This is a genomic window from Bradyrhizobium sp. Mp27, from assembly GCF_029953005.1.
GTDB lineage: Bacteria > Pseudomonadota > Alphaproteobacteria > Rhizobiales > Xanthobacteraceae > Bradyrhizobium > Bradyrhizobium barranii.
In genome coordinates this window covers 44,759-64,917 of record NZ_JASAUS010000040.1, presented here as the reverse complement: position 1 = coordinate 64,917, position 20,159 = coordinate 44,759, and the positions used below count along the sequence as shown (strand labels likewise).

Sequence of the window (20,159 nt, the reverse complement as noted above, 5' to 3'; positions counted from 1 at the left end):
CATAAACGTCCTGCCTGACCGGCTACTGCTGTTCAGCGGCGCTGACGGCGATCATCAGGTGGGGGAGTTTCAAGTGACCATACCCGGGGGATTTTGACCGACCCACGGGGCCAAATGCGGCTCGTGATTGTCCTCGCCGAGGGGAACGAACTCCTCGCCGACGACGTGGCCTCCGGTTTCCCTGATGTAGTTCTTCACGGCACGGTGCGATTGCCAGGGCCAGACGTAATCGCTGCCGATCAGGTACCAGCGCGACGCCTTCTTGACGTCGGCAAGCCAGTGGATCGACGGCCGGCTCTGCCAGCGCGGCGTCTCGCCGATCGCCATCACGCCGGGCGTGCGCTCGCCGCCTTCATAGACCGGCGTATAGATGTAGGGGATGCGATGACGCGTGGTGACGTCGCGCAAGCCGACGCGGACCGCGCTGGTGTGCAGCCCGACGATGAGATCGAGCTCGTCGAACGCGATCGCCTGCTCGGCGCGGTTCAGCACCTCGTCGAGCGGCCCGCCGGCGTCGTAGATCGACAGCTCGATCTCGCGGCCGAGGATGCCGCCGCGCTTGTTAATCTCGGCAACGGCGAGCTGCGCGCTGTTGGTCGCGCAGGGGCCCCACACGCCTGGCGATCCCGTGCAGCAGATGAAGCCGCCGATGCGCAGCTTGTTCGCGCCACGCCGCCTGAGGAAAGCACGATCGCCCGGCGACAGCGAGCTATCGGCGCCCGACGACGACAGATTCCTCAGCAGCAAGGACGGCGGCATCGCCGGACTGCCGTGAGCCGGGAAGTTTACCGTCGCGTGCACGCCAACTCCTGTCTGGCACCAGACCTGAAAGCACAATGAGCAGGCGGCCGCGGCATCCGCCCTTTTGTTAGGCAATCATCCTATTTTGAAAATATTGAATATTCAACAATTGAAGTGCATATAGAAGCAGCATTGATTGCAAGACATTCACTCATTTGGGTCAAGACGAAGTCTTAGCCGTGGCAAAACCGAACTCCCCGATCACCGAACACCTCGCCTACCTGCTCGCGCAAGCCAACCGGGAGATCAACCGGCAGCTGGAACTGCGCCTCAGCAAGGAAGGCGTTCCCGTCGAGCAGTGGCGCATCCTTAAGGTGTTGTCGGACGGCGATGGCCACTCGATGGGCGAACTCGCGGACGCGGTGCTGCTCAATCATCCGACGCTGACCAAGATGATCGACCGCATGGTCTCCGACACGCTGGTCTATCGCGTGCAGGACCCGAACGACCGCCGCAAGGTTTTGATGTTCATCTCCGACCGCGGCAAGGTGCTGTGCAAGAAGCTCAACTCGCTCGCGGTGGACCAGGAGGAGCACATCCTGGAGAGCTACGGCGACAAATCGACGAGCGAACTGAAGCGGCTGCTGGAGAGCTTGATCGACAGCTCGAATTAGACGGGCGTGTCGCGCCTTGCTGAGCAACCGTAGCCCGGATGGAGCGAAGCGTAATCCGGGGTCTCCTTTTCACAGCGACAGGATTCCCGGATTACGCTTCGCTCCATCCGGGCTATGACGTCGTGCGAGCCGCGGCTTTCGCGAGACGATGACGTCGCAGGAACTGTGCGCCACGCACGTGGTCGTCATCGCCTGCGAAAGCGGGCGATCCAGTATTCCAGAGACTGATGTGATTGAGCCGAGAAGCGCGGCGTACTGGGTCGCCCGGTCAAGCCGGGCGACGACGGCCGAGAGTGAGGCGCCGACTTCACGCCTCATCACGTTTTAAACCTTACGCGTACCGTCCGTGGCAGTGCTTGTACTTTTTCCCCGACCCGCAGGGGCAATCCTCGTTGCGGCCGACCTTGCCCCAGCTTGCAGGGTTCTTCGGATCGCGAAGAGCTGCGTCGGAAGCCTGCGCTCCGAGCGTGACGCTGGCGAGCGCCATTTCGTCCTCGCCGGTGTTGGGGTCGAACTTGTGCGCTTCCATCGGCGGCAGCACGGGGGCTTCCTGCTCCGGCGGGACGATCTCGACGCGCATCAGCTGCGCCGTGACGGCCTCGCGCAGATGCGCGCTCATCTCCTGGAAGAGATTGAAAGCCTCGGTCTTGTACTCCTGCAACGGATCGCGCTGGCCGTAACCACGCAGGCCGATGACCTGGCGCAGATGGTCGAGCATGATCAGATGCTCGCGCCAGAGATGGTCGAGCGTCTGGAGCAGAATGGTCTTCTCGACGTAACGCATCACGTCGGGACCCCATTGCCCGACCTTGGCCGCCATGTGCTCGTCGGCTTTGGTCTCGATGCGGGTGAGCAGCTCCTCGTCGGCGATGCCCTCTTCCTTGGCCCAGTCGTCGACCGGCAGGTCGAGATCGAGCACGCGCTTCAGCTCTTCCTTCAGGCCGGCCACGTCCCACTGCTCGGCATAGGCATGCTCGGGCACGTGCTTGGCGACGAGATCGTCGATGAAGGCGTGGCGCATGTCGGTGACGGTCTCGGCGACGCTGTCGTCCTTCATCAGGTCGACGCGCTGGTCGAAGATCACCTTGCGCTGGTCATTCTGGACGTTGTCGAACTTGAGCAGGTTCTTGCGGATGTCGAAGTTGCGCGCCTCGACCTTCTGCTGCGCCTTCTCGAGCGCCTTGTTGATCCAGGGATGGATGATCGCCTCGCCTTCCTTGAGGCCGAGACGCTGCAGCATGCTGTCGAGGCGATCCGAGCCGAAGATGCGCATCAGATCGTCTTCCAGCGACAGGAAGAACTTCGAGCGGCCGGGGTCGCCCTGACGGCCGGAACGGCCGCGCAGCTGGTTGTCGATGCGGCGGGATTCGTGGCGCTCGGATCCCATGATGTAGAGGCCGCCGGGCTTCTTCGCGGTCTTGGCGGGCTTCGAGCCCTTCGCCGGCTCGATCTCGACCTCTTCCTCGGCCTTCAGCACGATGTCGCGGAAGTGCTCGATGTCGGCCTTGATCTGCTCGATCTTCTTCGCCTTCTCGGCCTCGTCCTCGATGCCGGCAGTCTCCTGCTGGATCCGCATCTCGAGCGAGCCGCCGAGCTTGATGTCGGTACCGCGGCCGGCCATGTTGGTGGCGATCGTGATCGCGCCGGGCACGCCGGCTTCCGCGACGATATAGGCTTCCTGCTCGTGGAAGCGCGCGTTCAGCACCGCGAACAGCTTTGCCGGCTTGCCGGCGCGGGCCGCGGCGTACAGCTTCTGCATCGAGTTCTCGTTGCCGAAATCGATCTGCCGGTAGCCGTGCTTCTTGAGGTATTCGGCGATCACTTCCGATTTTTCGATCGAGGCGGTGCCGACCAGCACCGGCTGCAGCCGCGCATTGGCGCGCTCGATCTCCGCCAGGATGGCGGCGTATTTTTCGGTCTGGGTGCGATAGACCTCGTCGTCCTCGTCCAGACGGGCGACTGCGAGGTTGGTCGGGATTTCCACGACCTCGAGCTTGTAGATGTCGAACAATTCGTCGGCTTCGGTCAGCGCCGTGCCGGTCATGCCGGCGAGCTTTTCGTACATCCGGAAATAGTTCTGGAAGGTGATCGAGGCCAGCGTCTGGTTTTCCGGCTGGACCTGGACGTGCTCCTTGGCTTCAAGCGCCTGGTGCAGGCCTTCCGAATAGCGCCGGCCGGCCATCATGCGTCCGGTGAACTCGTCGATGATGACGACCTCGTCGTCGCGGACGATGTAGTCCTTGTCGCGCGTGAACAGCGTGTGGGCGCGCAGCGCCTGGTTGATGTGGTGCACGACGGAAACGTTCTCGACGTCGTAGAGCGACTCGCCCTTGAGCTGGCCGGCGTCGCGCAGCAACGTCTCGATCTTCTCCATGCCGCCTTCGGTCAGCGTCACCGTGCGCTGCTTCTCGTCGACCTCGTAATCGGTCTTGTCGAGCTTGGGCAGGAAGCCGTCGATGGTGTTGTAGAAGTCCGAACGGTCGTCGAGCGGGCCGGAGATGATCAGCGGCGTGCGCGCTTCGTCGATCAGGATGGAGTCGACTTCGTCGACGATGGCATAGAAGTGCGGCCGCTGGACCATGTCCTCGAGCCGGTACTTCATGTTGTCGCGCAGATAGTCGAAGCCGTATTCGTTGTTGGTGCCGTAGGTGATGTCGCAGGCATAGGCCGCCTTGCGCTCGGCATCGTCCAGGCCGTGCACGATCACGCCGGTGGTCATGCCGAGGAAACCGTAGATCTGGCCCATCCAGCCGGAGTCGCGGCGGGCGAGGTAGTCGTTGACGGTGACGACGTGGACGCCCTTACCCGCGAGCGCGTTGAGGTACACCGCGAGCGTTGCGACCAGCGTCTTGCCTTCGCCGGTCTTCATCTCGGCGATGTCGCCCTCGTGCAGCACGATGCCGCCGATCAGCTGCACGTCGAAATGCCGCTGGCCGAGTGTGCGCTTGGCGGCTTCGCGCACGGTGGCGAAGGCCGGCACCAGCAGATCGTCGAGCGTCTTGCCCTCGGCGAGCTGCTTCTTGAACTCGGCAGTGCGGGCCTTCAGCGCCTCATCGGAGAGTTTCGAAACCTCCGGCTCCAGCGCGTTGATCGCGTTGACGCGGGACTGATATCCCTTCACCCGCCGGTCGTTGGCGGAGCCGAAAAACTTGCGGGCGAGCGCGCCGATCATGCCTAGTTCCTGTGTTCGCGATTCAACCGCGTTGCAGCCAAGAAGTTGTCACCCCCCTGCCTATCAACTCACCGTGACGCCTGATGGCGACAGAGCCCGGACTGCGGGGGGTCATCCGCCATATGGGTGGGAATTGGGCAAGTCTGGGTTCAACGGCCAAAAACGCAGCAAAATAAACGCCATCGCCATGGTCGCGACCGGGCAGAGATATGGCCCGGTCAGGGCCTTGTCAACGGCGGGCGCATTGCGGCTAATTCATCATTTTGACAGACTTTTCGCGTTGCCAAGGCCCCCTGAATTAGGCGAGTGTCCGCCCCGCTCGAGCAGCCCCCTGCTTCAACAAAAGGATTTTCCATGACCACCTCGTTCCCGGTAACCAAAACCGGCCTGCGCCTCGGCCTCGCCACCGCCCTCGTGGGCTGCCTTGCGCTGGCGCTGATCGCGGGTCCCGGCCGGGCTGCCGATGATCCGGTCCTGGCGAAGGTCAATGGCGCGGAAATCAAGAAGAGCGACGTCGCCATGGCCGAGGAGGAACTCGGGGCGAGCCTCGCCCAGATGGACCCGGCGACCAAGGACGAGAACGTGCTGTCCTTCCTGATCGACATGAAAATCGTCAGCAAGGCTGCCGAGGACAAGAAGGTTGCCGACAGCGAGGAGTTCAAGAAGCGCCTGGCGTTCGCCCGGAACCGCCTGCTGATGGACAGCCTGCTCGCCAACGAGGGCAAGGCCGCCACCACCCCAGACGCCATGAAGAAGGTCTATGAGGAGGCCTCCAAGCAGATCACCGGCGAGCAGGAGGTGCGCGCCCGCCACATCCTGGTCGAGACCGAGGACGAGGCCAAGGCGGTGAAGGCCGAGCTCGACAAGGGTGCCGATTTCGCCGAGCTCGCCAAGAAGAAGTCCAAGGATCCGGGCTCCGCCGATGGCGGCGACCTCGGCTTCTTCACCAAGGAGCAGATGGTGCCGGAATTCTCGGCCGTGGCCTTCACGCTCGAGCCGGGCAAGATCTCCGATCCCGTGAAGTCGCAGTTCGGCTGGCACATCATCAAGGTCGAGGAAAAGCGCAACCGCAAGGCGCCTGATTTCGAGCAGGTCAAGGCCCAGATCGAGCAGTACGTCACCCGCAAGGCCCAGGCCGACTACGTCGCCAAGCTCCGCGCGGAAGCCAAGGTCGAGCGGACGGACCAGCCGGCAGCGGATGCCAAACCGGATGCCAAGCCGGCCGACCCTGCCAAGCCGTCCGACAGCAAGATGGCGCCCCCCGCGAAGAAGTAAGAATTCGCTGTCACTTCGCGGACGCCAATAGTATCTAACGTCGCAATGGCCGGGCAAATGCCCGGCCATCTGCATATCCAGACCTCACCAAGGCGCCCCGATGTCCTCCTCCGTCTCCCCGCTCGCCCCCAAAACTGTCCCCGACATGCCCGTGATCGCGGGCGTCCGTCTTGCGACGGCCGAAGCCGGCATCCGCTACAAGAACCGCACCGACGTGCTGCTGGCGGTGATGGACAAGGGCACCGCGGTCGCGGGCGTCTTCACCAGGTCGAAATGCCCCTCCGCGCCGGTGGAATGGTGCCGCGCCAAGCTGAAGGGTGGCAAGGCGCGCGCGCTGGTGGTGAATTCCGGCAACGCCAATGCATTCACCGGCAAGACCGGCCGCAGCTCCACCGCGCTGACCGCGAAGATCGCGGCCAAGGCGGTCGGATGCAGCGAGGGCGAGATCTTCCTGGCCTCGACCGGCGTGATCGGCGAGCCGCTGGACGCGACCAAGTTCGACGGTGTGCTCGGCCGGCTGGCCGAGACTGCCGAGCCCGGCGACTATCTCACTGCTGCCAAGGCGATCATGACCACCGACACCTTCCCGAAGGTCGCGACCGCGACCGTCAAGCTCGGCAAGGCCAAGGTCACCATCAACGGCATGGCCAAGGGCGCCGGCATGATCGCCCCCGATATGGCGACGATGCTGTCCTTCATCTTCACCGACGCGCCGATCGCGCCCGCTGCACTGCAAGCCCTGCTCAAGAGCGGCGTCGATGACACCTTCAACGCGGTGACGATCGACGGCGACACCTCGACCTCGGACACGCTGCTGGCTTTCGCCACCAGCGCCGCCGCCGAGCACGGTGCGCCAAAGATCAGCCGCGCCAGCGACCCCCGCCTGAAGGCCTTCGTGAAAGCCTTCAACCAGGTGCTCGCCAATCTCTCCGAGCAGGTCGCCCGCGACGGCGAGGGCGCGCGCAAGCTGGTCGAGATCACCGTGGAGGGCGCCAAGACCAAGGCGTCGGCGCGCAAGATCGCGATGTCGATTGCGAACTCGCCGCTGGTCAAGACCGCAATCGCCGGCGAGGACGCCAATTGGGGCCGCGTGGTGATGGCGGTCGGCAAGGCCGGCGAGCCGGCCGATCGCGACAAGCTCTCGATCTCCTTCAACGGCATCCGCGTCGCCAAGAGCGGCGCGCGCGATCCCGACTACGACGAGGCGCAGGTGTCGGAGGCGATGAAGGCCCCGGAGATCGCCATCAAGGTCTCGCTCGGCCTCGGCAAGGGCCGCGACCGCGTGCTGACCTGCGACCTCACGAAGGAGTATGTCGCGATCAACGGGGATTACAGGTCTTAAACCGAACGCCGATGGCCGATCTCAAACTGACATTGGTGGTGGCCTGCGCGCTCGTCGACGCCGACAAGCGCGTCCTGATTGCGCAGCGCCCGGAGGGAAAGACGCTTGCGGGCCTCTGGGAGTTCCCCGGCGGCAAGCTCGAGCCGGGCGAACGGCCGGAGCAGAGCCTGATCCGCGAGCTGCACGAAGAGCTCGGCATCACCGTCGCCGAACCCTGCCTGGCGCCGTTGACCTTTGCGAGCTACGGCTACGAGACCTTTCACCTGTTGATGCCGCTCTACATCTGCCGGCGCTGGGAGGGGCAGGTAACGCCGCGCGAAGGCCAAACGCTGGCCTGGGTCCGCGCCAACAAGCTGCGCGACTACCCGATGCCGCCCGCGGACATTCCGCTGATCCCGCATCTGATCGATTTGCTGATGTGAGCTGAGTCGTGCACCACGCTCTCAGCGTCATGCCCGGGCTCGTCCCGGGCATCCACGATCTTCGTGCCGAGCAGAAAGACGTGGATGGCCGGGTCATAGGCGAGCGGAAGCGACGCCGTCCTTCAGACGGCTATGCCCGGCCATGACGGAGGAGAGAGCTTACGTCTCCCCCGCCTTCTTCACCGCCTCCGCCAGGCTCGCCTTGGCCGACCCCGGCTTGAGCGGCTGCTGCTGGCTTGCATGCGGGGCCCAGCCGGAGAGCCAGATGATGTCGAATGTCGCACGGATGCGGCCGTCGGCATCCGCAAAGCGTTCGGCATAGATTTCGGCCATCCGCAGCAGCGTCGCGCGCGGCGTCGGCGTGCGCCGCCGCTCGATCAGCACATTGGCCGCGCCCATGCGGCGGAGATCCTGCATCAGCGCAAACGCATTGGCGTAGCGCACCACCACGCGGTCGACATCGGTGACCGGAAGTGCAAAGCCCGCCCGCTGCAACAGCGCGCCGATGTCGCGCAAATCCGCGAACGGGGCCACGCGCGGCGACACGCCACCCTCGCATTCGGCTTCCGCCGCCGCAAAGGCCTGCCGCAGCTCCGTTAAACTGTCGCCTCCGATCATTGCGGCGAGCAGCAGACCATCGGGCTTCAGCGCACGGCGGATCTGCGCCAACACGCCCGGCAGGTCGTTGACGAATTGCAGCGCCAGTGCCGAGACGACGAGGTCGAGGCTTTCCGGGGCAAAGGGCAGTTTTTCCGCTCCCGCTTCGTCGAGCGCGATCCGCTGAAGTGATGGCGGCCCCGTGAGCCCCTCACCGGGCGTCCATAGATCGGCCGCAGCGTGAAACTCCCGCATCACGGCGGCCAGCCGGTCGCTCATGTCCTCCGCAACACGATCGAGCAGGAATGTCACCTCGCCCTGCGCATGTGCGCGCCGCTGCCGCGCATGCAGCAATGCGCGATCGAACAGAGCGGGCGGGGTTTGCGGGTTCTGAGGCATGCCGCTGCTTACGCCGATCACGACCGCCATGGCAATCTCCTCTCTCGTGTCCCGGACGCGCTGCAGCACTCTTAGCGCTGCTGCGCAGAGCCGGGACCCAGAGAGCGACATCACACGATGCGATGAGATGGGCCCCGGCTCTGCAGCGCACCGCACCGGACGATGCTTCGCATCGCCGGGAGTGCTGCGCTGCGTCCGGGGCACGAGACCGATTCAGTCGCTTGAGCGGCTCTTCCCTTAACGCTAGCCTCCTCCCATGGAAGCCGACGCCGCCCCCACCCGCTCCATCGCCGCGCCGTTGCGTGCCGCGTGGACGGCCGGCCGCCACGTGCTGTCACGCGCCGCACGGCTCGCGCTCGACATTGCGCTGCCGACGCTGTGCGTGTCCTGCCGGGAGCCGGTCGATGGCGAGGGCGTCTGCGCGGCCTGCTGGGCGCGGCTGTCGTTCATCGAACGGCCCTATTGCCCGCGCCTCGGCATTCCCTTCGTCTATGATCCCGGCCCCGACATGCTGTCGATGGAGGCGATCGCGAGCCCGCCGGCTTACCAGCGTGCACGCGCGGCGGTGCGCTATGACGACGTCGCGCGCACGCTGGTGCATGCGCTGAAATACCAGGACCGTACCGATCTGGCACCGGCCATGGGTCGCTGGATGGCGCGCGCGGGCGCCGAACTGCTCACCGGAGCCGACATGCTGGTGCCCGTTCCCCTGCATTGGCGCCGGGCGTGGCGGCGCCGCTACAACCAGTCCGGGGCGCTCGCACGCATCATTGCGCGGCAGAGCGGTGTCAGGGTGCGCGGCGAAGTGCTGCGCCGGGTGCGCGCGACCGAGCAGCAGATCGGCCTGTCGCGGACCCAGCGCGCCACCAATGTGCAGGGCGCATTCCAGGTATCCCCCGACCGCCAGGCGGAAATCCAGGGCCGCCGCATCGTCCTGATCGACGATGTCCTGACCTCGGGGGCGACGCTGGACGCCTGCGCGCGGGCCCTGCTGCGCGCCAAGGCGGCCCAGGTGGACGTGCTGGTGTTCGCCCGGGTTGTCGAGAGCGGCCCCCGTCCCATATAATTCAATGACTTCATGACATGAGAGCGCCACACGACATGACCGACGCTGTCGAAATCTACACCAGGCCGGGCTGTGGCTATTGTTCCGCCGCCAAATCGCTGCTGACCCGCAAGAAGGCAACCTTCACGGAGTTCGACATCGCCAAGAACCCGTCCTGGCGCGAAGAGATGTACGACCGCGCCGGCGGGGGCTCGACTTTCCCGCAGATCTGGATCGGCGGAACCCATGTCGGCGGTTGCGACGAGCTCTATTCGCTCGACCGCGAGGGCAAGCTCGACGGCCTGCTCGAAAGCGTAAAGGCGGTGTCATGAGCGAGGATAGCACCTTCACCGCCGCGATGATCCAGATGCGCACCGGCCTGATGCCCGAGCCGAGCCTCGCGCAGGCCACCAGGCTGATCCGGCAGGCTGCGGCCGATGGCGCCGACTACGTGCAGACGCCCGAAGTCAGCAACATGATGCAGCTCAACCGCAAGGCGCTGTTCGAGCACCTCCAGAGCGAAGAGGACGACACCTCGCTAAGGGCCTATCGCGCGCTCGCGGCCGAGCTGAAGATCCACATCCATGTCGGATCGCTGGCACTGCGCTTCTCGCCGGAGAAGGCGGTCAATCGGTCATTCCTGATTAGCCCCGAGGGCAATGTGCTCGCGAGCTACGACAAGATCCACATGTTCGACATCGAATTGCCGGACGGCGAGAGCTATCGCGAATCCGCCAATTACCAGCCGGGCGAGACCGCCGTGATCTCCGACCTGCCCTGGGGCCGCGTCGGGCTGACGATCTGCTACGACGTGCGCTTCCCCGCGCTCTACCGCGCGCTGGCCGAGAGCGGCGCGTATTTCATCACCGTGCCCTCGGCCTTCACCCGCAAGACCGGCGAGGCGCATTGGCACATCCTGCTGCGGTCGCGCGCGATCGAGACCGGCTGCTTCATCTTCGCGGCGGCGCAGGCAGGCACCCATGAGAACAAGCGCGAGACCTATGGCCACTCGCTGATCATCGACCCCTGGGGCGAGATCCTCGCCGAGGGCGATGTCGAGCCCGGTATCATCATGGCCAAGATCGACCCGGCCAAGGTCGAGACCGCCCGTCGCGCGATCCCCTCGCTCCAGCACGGCCGCCGCTTCGGCGTCGCCGATCCCAAGGCCGGGCCGGACCATCTCCACCTCGTGCGGGGATCGGCATGATCCGCTACGCGCTCCACTGCGACCGAAGCCACGCATTCGAAAGCTGGTTCCAGAGCTCGTCGGCTTATGATTCGCAGGTGAAGCGCAAGCTCGTGACTTGCCCGATCTGCGGCTCGGCCAAGGTCGAGAAGGCGATCATGGCCCCGCGGATCATCGGCAAGAAGGGCCGCGGACGGGCGACGCCGCCGCCGGAGCCGGCCTCAACGCCTGCGCCCGAGGCTGCGCCGTCGGGACCGACCTCGCTGATGATGGCGCAGGAGCGCGAGTTGCGCGCCAAGCTCAAGGAGCTGCGCGATCACATCGTCAAGCACGCCGACAATGTCGGCGAGCGCTTTGCGAATGAAGCCCGCGCGATGCATTACGGCGACAAGGAGCACCGCCCGATCTATGGCGAGGCTTCGCCCGACGAGGCCAAGTCGCTGATCGACGAAGGCATCGAGGTGTCACCGCTGCCGACGCTGCCAGAAGATCGGAACTAGGCCCCCACCAGCACCGCAACGCCGACCACGATCAGCGCGATACCAAAGATCTCGCGCGGCGCGATCGGCTGCTTGAACGAGTAATACGCCACGCCTTGCGCGAACAGCACCTCGATCAAAGCGAGCGTGCGGACATTGGCGGCGGCCGTCAGCGCGAAGGCCAGGAACCAGAACTGCGAGGCGAAGGCGCCCATGAAGCCGGCGAGCAGCGACGGCTTCCACAGCCCCAGGATCGACTGAAGCACTTTTGGCGCCCGCCAGAGCAGATAGATGGTCAGGATCAGCGTCTGCACGAGCAGACCGAGCACCAGCGTGAACGACGCTGCCGTCACGAAGGAGACGTCAGGCACGTTGATGATGGCGCCGCGGAAGCCAACGGCTGAGAGCGCGAACGCTGCGGCTGCAACGAGGCCCGTGATGGTCGGCCTCAATTCCGCAAAGCTCTTCTCGCCGCCGGGCCGCAGCGCCGTGATGACGACGCCGACGGTCGCGATCACGATCGCCAGCACCTTCAGCCAGGTCAGATGATCGCCGAGGAACACGAAGCCGAAAATCGCGGTCTGGATCGCCTCGGTCTTCAGGTAGGCCGTAGTCACCACGAAGGAGCGATCGTTCATTGCGAGCAGCATCAGGCCGGTGGCGACGATCTGGCTGAGCGCCCCGAGCAGCAGCCAGGGCCAGAACACGGTCGGCGGCATACCGAGGTGATCACCGGTTGCGAGCAGCACCACACCCAGAAACAGCAGCGAGAACGGGAAGCCGAACAGGAAGCGGATATTGGTCGCGCCCCAGGTCCCCAGCGGCTTCGTCAGCGACCGCTGCATCGCATTGCGCGCGACCTGGCCGAGCGCAGCAATGACGGTGAAGGGAATCCAGAGGCTGGCGATGGTGAGCATGGGGTGGAGCGGTAGGAGGGGACGCCGTGGCCAACCTGCCGCTAGCGGCGAAGCAGGTCAATCACGCCCAGATCATAGGAGCGATGCTCACGCCTCGCGGACCCCCTCACACCATCCCTTCCGCCACGACCATGTAGTTCACGTCCATATCCGACGAGAGGGTCCATTTGTCGGCGAAGGGTGAGTAGACGACGCCGGTCTGCTCGGTGATGACGAGACGGTTGTCCAAAAGATACTTCGTCAGCTCGTCGGGGGTGACGAACTTGTTCCATTCATGGGTGCCGCGCGGCAGCCAACGCAGGACATATTCGGCGCCGACGATGGCGAGCGCAAAGCTCTTCCAGTTCCGGTTCAGCGTCGAGACCACCATCAGCCCGTTCGGCTTCAGCATCGCCGCGCACCGCCTGAGGAAAACGCCGACATCGACGACGTGCTCGACCACTTCCATCGCCAGCACGATGTCGAAGCGCTCGCGCGGGTCGATCTCCTCGACCGTGGTGCAGCGGTAATCAATCGACAGATGGCTCTTGTCGGCATGCAGCTTCGCGGCGGCGATGTTGCTGACCGAAGGATCGACGCCGATGACCTGAGCACCGAGGCGCGACAGCGGCTCGCACAACAGGCCGGCGCCGCAGCCGATGTCGAGCACGCGCAGGCCGCCGAGGCAGTTGAGGCTGCGCACGTTGCGCTCGAACTTGCGGCAGGCAGCGTCGCGGATGTAGCCGAGCCGCAGCGGGTTGATCCGGTGCAGCGGGGCCATCTTGCCGTTCGGGTCCCACCACTCGGCCGAAAGTTTCGAGAATCTCGCGATCTCGGCGGCGTCGACGGTCGAGCCCGGCTGGGCGGTGGCGGTTGCGGAAGTATTTTGCTGCATGCTCATGGTCAGGCGCGGTCCTACCGCGTGGTGATCGAACTACGGAAGGCGAGCGGCGAGTCGACGGTCGTGATCTTTTCGATCCCCTCGCCAACGCCGCGAATCGTCACGTCGCCGTAGTTGAGAATACGTCCAAGAATCGACTGGTTGACGTCGACACTCTCGACCTTGTCCAGCGCCATTTCAAAGGTCCGGCGCTTGATGAACCCCGTCTTGTGCACAACCCGCAAGTTGGTGACGTCGGTCTCGGTCGTGAAGCGATGGAACCAGCCCTTGATGGTCCAGTAAAGGGCGGCCAGAGCCACGACGCCGGCGGCTATGAGGCACAGCACCCTGAGGCCATCGGCCGTGGCCTGCGGCATCAGGACGAGAAAGGCGAGAGCCACGATCCAGGCCAAGATGGCCGGAAAATAGAAGATCCAGTGCGCATTGGTCGAATACAGCACCCGCTCGCCCGGTTGCAGGATCTCGTCGATATAACGCGCCATGATCTCGGTTAACCCATACCCCCAAGCCAGACCTTAGGCCGGACCTTACCCTGCCCCCCGCAGGAACCCGCTTGCCCCCGGCCCCGCCGCTATGTATACGCGCGGTCGGTGTCCGCAGGCATTGCCTCGCGCGGGTCACCATACTGATCCTTATGAGGGAATGCACGCGTCGTCATGAGCCGCCTCGTGATGAAATTCGGCGGCACGTCCGTCGCCAATATCGAACGTATCCGCAACGTCGCACGCCATGTGAAGCGTGAGGTCGACGCCGGCCATGAAGTGGCCGTGGTCGTCTCGGCGATGTCCGGCAAAACCAACGAGCTGGTGGCCTGGTGCACCGAGGCCTCGCCGATGCACGACGCGCGCGAATATGATGCCGTCGTCGCCTCCGGCGAACAGGTGACGTCGGGCCTGCTCGCCATCGTGCTTCAGGGCATGGGCATCCAGGCCCGCTCCTGGCAGGGCTGGCAGATCCCGATCAAGACCAGCGACGCCCATGCCTCGGCCCGGATCGAGGACATCGACGGCAGCGAGATCATCAAGCGCTTCCAGGAGCGCAAGGAGGTCGCGGTCATCGCCGGCTTCCAGGGCATCAACCCCGACACCAATCGCATCACCACGCTCGGCCGCGGCGGCTCCGACACCTCGGCCGTGGCGATCGCCGCCGCCGTCAAGGCCGACCGCTGCGACATCTACACCGACGTCGACGGCGTCTACACCACCGACCCGCGAATCGTGCCGAAGGCCCGCCGCCTCGACAAGATCGCGTTCGAAGACATGCTGGAACTGGCCTCCCAGGGCGCAAAAGTGCTCCAGGTCCGCTCGGTGGAACTCGGCATGGTCCACAACATGCCGATCTTCGTCCGCTCGAGCTTCGACAAGCCCGAGGATATCGACCCGCATGCCAACCAGCCGCCCGGCACGCTGATCTGCAGCGAGGAGGAGATCATGGAAAGCCACGTCGTCACCGGCATCGCCTTTTCGAAGGACGAGGCCCAGATCTCGGTACGCCAGATCGAGGACAAGCCCGGCGTGGCAGCGTCGATCTTCGGCCCGCTGGCGGATGCCAACATCAACGTCGACATGATCGTGCAGAACGTCTCCGAGGACGGCAAGACCACCGATCTCACCTTCACGGTGCCGGCGGCCGACTACACCCGCGCCAAGGACACGATCACGGCCGCCAAGGGCAAGATCGGCTATGCCCGGCTCGATACCGCCACCGACGTCGCCAAGATATCGGTAATCGGTAGCGGCATGCGCAGCCACGCCGGCGTCGCGGCCCAGGCGTTCTCGGCCCTCGCCGGACGGAATATCAACATCCGGGCCATCACAACCTCCGAGATCAAATTCTCGGTTTTGATCGACACTGCCTATACCGAGCTTGCGGTGCGCACCCTGCATACGCTCTACGGTCTCGATCAGGCCTAGACGAATTTTCTCTTAGCGGTCGCAGCAAACGCGAAGGTGTACACACCTTCGCGTTTGGCAGGCGTTTTGCTTGGCAAAACAAGCCTCAATTCGCTATACGGCGAACAGGGTGGGCTGCCGCAGACTGTGTCCCAGTTCAGGCGGCGCTGATTCGGTGCAAGCGCTAAATCTTGAGTAGATTTGTGTTTGTGCCTGCGCCGGACGAACAATTTGGTTGTTTTTCTGGAATTTTGGGCCAGCCGCCGGCCGATACCGCCGGGCCAGGCAGACGGAGGAGATTGACGGTTCATGCGGAGCGCGTCGGGAGGTCCCCGCGTCTTGTTGAGACGGCTCCGCGAAACCATGGCGGAGCAGGTCTCGGCCCAGGAGCGGCTGGACAAGATCGTGGTGCTGATCGCCGCCAATATGGTGGCCGAGGTGTGCTCGGTCTATGTGCTGCGCATCGACAACACGCTCGAGCTCTACGCCACCGAAGGCCTCAACCGCGAGGCGGTGCATCACACCGTGCTGAGCGCCCATGAGGGCCTGGTGGGCCTCGTCGCCAGCGAGGCGACCCCGCTCAACCTCAGCGACGCGCAAAGCCACCCGGCCTTCTCGTTCCGCCCGGAGACCGGCGAAGAAATCTACCACTCCTTCCTCGGCGTGCCGATCCTACGCGCCGGCAACACGCTCGGCGTGCTGGTGGTGCAGAACCGCGCCAAGCGCAATTATGTCGAGGAGGAGCTCGAGGCGCTCCAGACCACCGCGATGGTGTTGGCGGAGCTGATCGCCTCCGGCGAATTGTCCGCGCTGGCCCAGCCGGGCCAGGAGCCGGCCGCGCGCCATTCGGCGCAGAAGGTCGGCGCCATCCTCTCGGAAGGCATCGCGCTCGGCCATGTCGTGCTGCACGAGCCGCGCGTCGTCATCAAGGACTACATCGCCGAGGATCTGCCGAAGGAGATCAAGCGGCTCGACACCGCGCTCGCCAAGCTGCGCGCCGATCTCGATCGCATGCTGGAGCGTGGCGACGTTGCCGAGGGCGGCGAGCACCGCGAGGTGCTGGAAGCCTATCGCATGTTCGCCAACGACCAGGGCTGGTCGCACAAGCTGCATGAGGCGGTCGCCACCGGCCTCACGGCGGAAGCTGCCGTCGAGCGCGTGCAGTCCGACACCCGCGCGCGGATGCTGCGCTCCACCGATCCATATTTGCGTGACCGGCTGCACGATCTCGAGGATCTCGGCTACCGCCTGATGCGGCAGCTGGTCGGCCAGGACCACGCGCCCTCGCGCGAGCAATTGCCCGACAATGCCATCGTCATCGCACGCGCGATGGGCCCGGCGGCGCTGCTCGATTACGATCGCAAGCGCCTGCGCGGCATCGTGCTGGAGGAAGGCACAGCCAACTCCCACGTCTCGATCGTGGCCCGCGCGCTCGGCATCCCCGCGGTCGGCGAAGTCCCGAACGCGCCCGGCATCGCCGATCCCGGCGACGCCATCATCGTCGACGGCACCTCGGGCTCGATCTATGTGCGCCCGTCGCAGGAGGTCGAAGCCGCCTTCGCCGAACGCGTGCGTTTCCGCGCCCGCCGCCAGGCGCAATACCTTGCGCTGCGCGACCTTCCCTGCGTCACAAAGGACGGGCAGAAGGTCGAGCTGATGATCAACGCAGGTCTTGCGATCGACCTGCCGCATATCGAGGACACCGGCAGCGCCGGCATCGGCCTGTTCCGCACCGAGCTGCAATTCATGGTGGGACAGAGCCTGCCGCGCACCAGCGACCAGCTCGCGCTCTATCGCACGGTGCTGGATGCCGCAGGCACCAAGCCCGTCACCTTCCGCACCCTCGACATCGGCGGCGACAAGGCACTGCCCTATATGGAAGCGGTGATCGAGGAGAATCCCGCACTCGGCTGGCGCGCGATCCGGCTCGGCCTCGATCGCCCCGGCCTGCTGCGCGGCCAGATCCGCGCGCTGCTGCGCGCCGGCGGCGGCCGCGCGCTGCGCATCATGTTTCCGATGATCTCGGAGGTCGCCGAATTCGACTCGGCGAAAGCGCTGGTCGAGCGCGAGCTGACCTATCTGCGCCAGCACGGCCACACCCTGCCTGAAAGAATCGACATCGGCACCATGGTCGAGGTGCCCGCCCTGCTCTACCAGCTCGACGAGCTTCTGAAGAAGGTCGACTTCATCTCGGTCGGCTCCAACGATCTGTTCCAGTTCCTGTTCGCAGTCGACCGCGGCAATGCCAAGGTTTCCGAGCGCTTCGACACCATGTCGGCGCCGATCCTGCGCGTGCTGCGCGAGATCGCCCGGAAGTCCAACGCGGCCAAGAAGTCGCTGTCGCTCTGCGGCGAGATGGCCTCCAAGCCGATCGGTGCGCTGGCGCTGATCGCGATGGGCTATCGCTCGCTGTCGCTCTCGGCGACGGCCCTTGGTCCGGTCAAGGCGATGGTCATCGATCTCGACGCCAAGAAGGCCGAGGCGATGCTCGGCCCGCTGCTGGACGCGCCCTCCGGCAGCGTCTCGATCCGGCAGAAGCTGACGGAATTTGCCGAGGCCGAAGGCCTGGCGTTGTAGCGGGCCTGTCGCCCCCTCCCGCCGCCTCGCCCTCTTCCGCCATTTGAGACTGAACCGATGTCGTCACTCCCCGAAGCCAAACTGGACGTCCTGCTCGCGCATCACGCCTCGCTCGAGGCCGAATCGCTCGGACAGCTCGCCTCCGAACGCTATGTGCAGATCACCCGCGAGCTCGCCGAGCTCACCCCGCTGATCGAGGCGGTGAAGGCCTATCGCTCCGCCGTGAAAGAGCTCGCCGACACCGAGGCACTGATCGCCGATCCCGCGACCGATGCCGAGATGCGCGGCATGGCGGAAGCCGAGCGCGACGAGCTGACACCCAAGATCGAAGAGCTGGTCCAGAAGATTCGCGTCGCGCTGCTGCCCAAGGACGCCATGGACGACCGCAACGTGGTGCTGGAAATCCGCGCCGGCACCGGCGGCGACGAGGCCTCGCTGTTCGCCGGCGATCTGTTCCGGATGTACGAGCGCTTCGCCAGCTTGCAGGGCTGGAAGGTCGAGGTGATCTCGGCCAGCGAAGGCACGGTCGGCGGCTACAAGGAAATCATCGCGGAGATCCAGGGCCGCGGCGCGTTCTCAAAACTGAAATTCGAATCCGGCGTGCATCGCGTGCAGCGCGTGCCCGATACCGAGACGCAGGGACGCATCCACACCTCCGCCGCGACGGTCGCCGTGCTGCCGGAGGTCGAGGAGGTCGACGTCGATATCAAGAACGACGATCTGCGGATCGAGACCATGCGCGCGCAAGGCGCGGGCGGCCAGCACGTCAACAAGACCGAGTCGGCAATCCGCATCACCCACATCCCGACCGGTATCGTGGTGATGATGCAGGACAGCCGTTCGCAGCACAAGAACCGCGCCTCCGCCATGAACATCCTGCGCTCACGCATCTACGATGCCGAACGCCAGCGCGTCGATGCCGCCCGCTCCGCCGAGCGCAAGGAGAAGGTCGGCTCCGGCGACCGCAGCGAGCGCATCCGCACCTATAATTTTCCGCAAGGCCGCGTCACCGATCATCGCATCAACCTGACGCTCTACAAGTTGCCGCAGGTGATCGCCGGCGAAGCGCTCGGCGAATTGACCGACGCGCTGACCACCGAGCATCAGGCCGCACAGCTCGCCGCGCAAGGCGCAGCCGCCTGAACCGCGCCTCAGCGCGCTTTGGCGCGGAACGATCGCAGGATCTTGGCGAGGGCGGGTGCGGCGGCACTCAGCTCGTCCAGGTGAATGCGCGAGAGCGATCGCAGCTTCTGCTCGCCCTTGGCCGTCAGCCTGACCAGGACGCGTCTTGCGTCCTGCGGATCGGCTTCCCGGCCGATCAGCTTCAGCTTTGCCATGCGATCCACCAGCTCCACCGCGGTATGGTGCCGGATCAGGAGGAAGCGCGCGATGTCGCCGACGCTTGCGCCGTCAGGGGCGGCCAGCCCCTTGATCGCCAGCAGCGCCTGATGCTGCTGCGGCGTCAACCCGGCACTCTGGGCCGCGGCTTCGCTGAATGCCAGGAAGGTCCGGAGCTGATAGCGGAACTGTGCAAGCGCCGCATAGTCGACCTCGCGCATCGCGCCGCCCTTTGAGGGCGCCGCGGACGAGGGGCGCGTCGTCTTCCGCTTCGATTGAGTCATTCCTGCCTGCAACGTCGAGCCCGCCGGTGAAGCAAGCGGTCGCTGCCGAGACTAGCAAGGAAGGACAGGCGGAACCAACCGAGCGGCGCCGCGGATGCACAAATATCGGGGACTATTCGAAACTGGAGAGCAGGATCTTCACCAGGATGACCTGAAACGCGATCGGGATGCGGACGCTCTTCCGCCTGATCGAGCGCTGCAGCGCGCCGGCGATCTCGGCGCTGGTCAAGGCGCCGGCCGACGCATTGGCGATCAACTCCGCCCACATCTGCGACAGCGAGCCACCGGGCGGGATCACCGGCTTGATGGTCACGCCGCAGCCCTGTGCCCAATCCACGATCTCCCGCATCGTGTGAGGTCCGCAGTTGCGCGCTGTCGCAAGGCGCTCGGCCGTCAGCGCGAGCAGCAACTCGCGCGATGGCAGCCAATTCCCCTTCGGCGGCTGTTCGCCGGTGAGCTCCACCGCAAGCTCCTTCAGAACATTCTGTGCGCGCACGCTCAGCTTCTGCATCGGGCCGGGGGCGCGCTTGGCCTGGACCTTGGCCTGGACGGAGCCGACGACGGGTCCGCGCCGGCCGGCTGACCGGCTGCGCGGCTCGGACACGCGGGAGGCATCGCCCGACTGCGGCGCCGCGCGCTGGTCGCTGCCCTCCCCCGCGGGCCACGCGGCCTCCGGCCGCTCCGCCTCCTGCGGCCAGGATCGTCGCTTCCGGGCACCCGCCACTGTCGTCTGCCGCGCCATTTCTCTCGCCGAACCCGCCAGCCTCGTACTCACAAAGACTAATATATATCGTGATCCGATATGTTTTCACGTGATAATTTTCGTCGTTCGACCAAAGACGAAATTGACAGAAGGGCTTCACAAGCAATGCTTAGGGCCAAGAGCTACACGCGGATGTGACGTGCCCGGCGCAGCAGGCCAGCGAGGTCGGCTGGCCG

At 65.2% G+C, this 20,159-nt stretch carries 19 protein-coding genes; 11 read left to right on the top strand and 8 right to left on the bottom strand.

Translation table 11 applies throughout. From position 1 onward, the window contains the following. Nucleotides 1-69: 69 nt before the first annotated feature. A complete protein-coding gene (locus QJT78_RS21380) occupies nt 70-801 on the bottom strand; it encodes an ABC transporter substrate-binding protein (RefSeq protein ID WP_348652388.1) in 732 nt (243 codons plus the stop codon). A gap of 179 nt (nt 802-980) precedes the next feature. On the opposite strand from QJT78_RS21380, the gene QJT78_RS21375 reads away from it, so the two are divergent. After that, a complete protein-coding gene (locus QJT78_RS21375) occupies nt 981-1,415 on the top strand; it encodes a MarR family transcriptional regulator (RefSeq protein WP_014490415.1) in 435 nt (144 codons plus the stop codon). 331 nt (nt 1,416-1,746) lie between these two features. On the opposite strand, the gene secA is transcribed toward QJT78_RS21375, so the two are convergent. Then, on the bottom strand, nt 1,747-4,587 hold the full coding sequence (secA, locus tag QJT78_RS21370; protein WP_028149480.1) for a preprotein translocase subunit SecA: 2,841 nt from the start codon (nt 4,585-4,587) through the stop codon (nt 1,747-1,749). A 354-nt stretch (nt 4,588-4,941) separates the two neighbouring features. Here secA and QJT78_RS21365 point away from each other — a divergent pair, with 354 nt between their 5' ends. From QJT78_RS21365 to mutT, 3 genes are all read left to right on the top strand, one after another. Beyond that, nucleotides 4,942-5,862 carry a peptidylprolyl isomerase gene (locus QJT78_RS21365; protein WP_028149481.1) on the top strand — a complete coding sequence of 307 codons (921 nt, stop codon included), beginning with the start codon at nt 4,942-4,944 and terminating at the stop codon, nt 5,860-5,862. Nucleotides 5,863-5,962: 100 nt separating this feature from the next. After that, nucleotides 5,963-7,204 carry a bifunctional glutamate N-acetyltransferase/amino-acid acetyltransferase ArgJ gene (gene argJ / locus QJT78_RS21360; RefSeq protein WP_038943304.1) on the top strand — a complete coding sequence of 414 codons (1,242 nt, stop codon included), beginning with the start codon at nt 5,963-5,965 and terminating at the stop codon, nt 7,202-7,204. An 11-nt stretch (nt 7,205-7,215) separates the two neighbouring features. Next, nucleotides 7,216-7,626 carry an 8-oxo-dGTP diphosphatase MutT gene (mutT, locus tag QJT78_RS21355; RefSeq protein WP_028149483.1) on the top strand — a complete coding sequence of 137 codons (411 nt, stop codon included), beginning with the start codon at nt 7,216-7,218 and terminating at the stop codon, nt 7,624-7,626. Nucleotides 7,627-7,785: 159 nt separating this feature from the next. On the opposite strand, the gene QJT78_RS21350 is transcribed toward mutT, so the two are convergent. Further along, a complete protein-coding gene (locus tag QJT78_RS21350) occupies nt 7,786-8,652 on the bottom strand; it encodes a methyltransferase domain-containing protein (RefSeq protein WP_049807621.1) in 867 nt (288 codons plus the stop codon). A 226-nt stretch (nt 8,653-8,878) separates the two neighbouring features. Here QJT78_RS21350 and QJT78_RS21345 point away from each other — a divergent pair, with 226 nt between their 5' ends. The 4 genes from QJT78_RS21345 to QJT78_RS21330 are packed head-to-tail and all read left to right on the top strand — an operon-like array spanning nt 8,879 to nt 11,353. Further along, a complete protein-coding gene (locus QJT78_RS21345) occupies nt 8,879-9,688 on the top strand; it encodes a ComF family protein (protein ID WP_028149485.1) in 810 nt (269 codons plus the stop codon). A 35-nt stretch (nt 9,689-9,723) separates the two neighbouring features. Continuing rightward, on the top strand, nt 9,724-9,999 hold the full coding sequence (gene grxC / locus QJT78_RS21340; RefSeq protein ID WP_028149486.1) for a glutaredoxin 3: 276 nt from the start codon (nt 9,724-9,726) through the stop codon (nt 9,997-9,999). After that, a complete protein-coding gene (locus tag QJT78_RS21335; protein WP_028149487.1) occupies nt 9,996-10,874 on the top strand; it encodes a carbon-nitrogen hydrolase family protein in 879 nt (292 codons plus the stop codon). The genes grxC and QJT78_RS21335 overlap by 4 nt, the downstream gene beginning before the upstream one ends. Beyond that, nucleotides 10,871-11,353 (top strand): DUF1178 family protein, encoded by a 483-nt coding sequence (locus tag QJT78_RS21330; RefSeq protein WP_028149488.1) that lies wholly within the window; start codon nt 10,871-10,873, stop codon nt 11,351-11,353. The genes QJT78_RS21335 and QJT78_RS21330 overlap by 4 nt, the downstream gene beginning before the upstream one ends. Here QJT78_RS21330 and QJT78_RS21325 read toward each other — a convergent pair. From QJT78_RS21325 to QJT78_RS21315, 3 genes are all read right to left on the bottom strand, one after another. Beyond that, nucleotides 11,350-12,249 (bottom strand): EamA family transporter, encoded by a 900-nt coding sequence (locus QJT78_RS21325; protein WP_028149489.1) that lies wholly within the window; start codon nt 12,247-12,249, stop codon nt 11,350-11,352. The genes QJT78_RS21330 and QJT78_RS21325 overlap by 4 nt on opposite strands. Before the next feature lie 106 nt (nt 12,250-12,355). Then, nucleotides 12,356-13,129: a bifunctional 2-polyprenyl-6-hydroxyphenol methylase/3-demethylubiquinol 3-O-methyltransferase UbiG gene (ubiG, locus tag QJT78_RS21320; RefSeq protein WP_038952113.1), complete on the bottom strand. Its 774-nt coding sequence runs from the start codon at nt 13,127-13,129 to the stop codon at nt 12,356-12,358. Between the two features lie 14 nt (nt 13,130-13,143). Continuing rightward, nucleotides 13,144-13,611, bottom strand: a complete 468-nt coding sequence (locus QJT78_RS21315) for a PH domain-containing protein (protein WP_028149491.1) — start codon at nt 13,609-13,611, stop codon at nt 13,144-13,146. Between the two features lie 174 nt (nt 13,612-13,785). Here QJT78_RS21315 and QJT78_RS21310 point away from each other — a divergent pair, with 174 nt between their 5' ends. From QJT78_RS21310 to prfA, 3 genes are all read left to right on the top strand, one after another. After that, nucleotides 13,786-15,042: an aspartate kinase gene (locus tag QJT78_RS21310; protein WP_028149492.1), complete on the top strand. Its 1,257-nt coding sequence runs from the start codon at nt 13,786-13,788 to the stop codon at nt 15,040-15,042. Between the two features lie 288 nt (nt 15,043-15,330). Continuing rightward, nucleotides 15,331-17,598 carry a phosphoenolpyruvate--protein phosphotransferase gene (gene ptsP / locus QJT78_RS21305; RefSeq protein ID WP_028149493.1) on the top strand — a complete coding sequence of 756 codons (2,268 nt, stop codon included), beginning with the start codon at nt 15,331-15,333 and terminating at the stop codon, nt 17,596-17,598. Between the two features lie 57 nt (nt 17,599-17,655). Then, nucleotides 17,656-18,741, top strand: coding sequence for a peptide chain release factor 1 (gene prfA, locus QJT78_RS21300; protein WP_028149494.1), 1,086 nt, complete (start codon nt 17,656-17,658; stop codon nt 18,739-18,741). 8 nt (nt 18,742-18,749) lie between these two features. On the opposite strand, the gene QJT78_RS21295 is transcribed toward prfA, so the two are convergent. Together QJT78_RS21295 and QJT78_RS21290 are read right to left on the bottom strand one after the other, a co-directional pair. After that, nucleotides 18,750-19,220, bottom strand: a complete 471-nt coding sequence (locus QJT78_RS21295; protein WP_028149495.1) for a helix-turn-helix domain-containing protein — start codon at nt 19,218-19,220, stop codon at nt 18,750-18,752. 112 nt (nt 19,221-19,332) lie between these two features. Beyond that, nucleotides 19,333-19,962 carry a hypothetical protein gene (locus tag QJT78_RS21290; RefSeq protein WP_028149496.1) on the bottom strand — a complete coding sequence of 210 codons (630 nt, stop codon included), beginning with the start codon at nt 19,960-19,962 and terminating at the stop codon, nt 19,333-19,335. Nucleotides 19,963-20,159 lie beyond the last annotated feature (197 nt).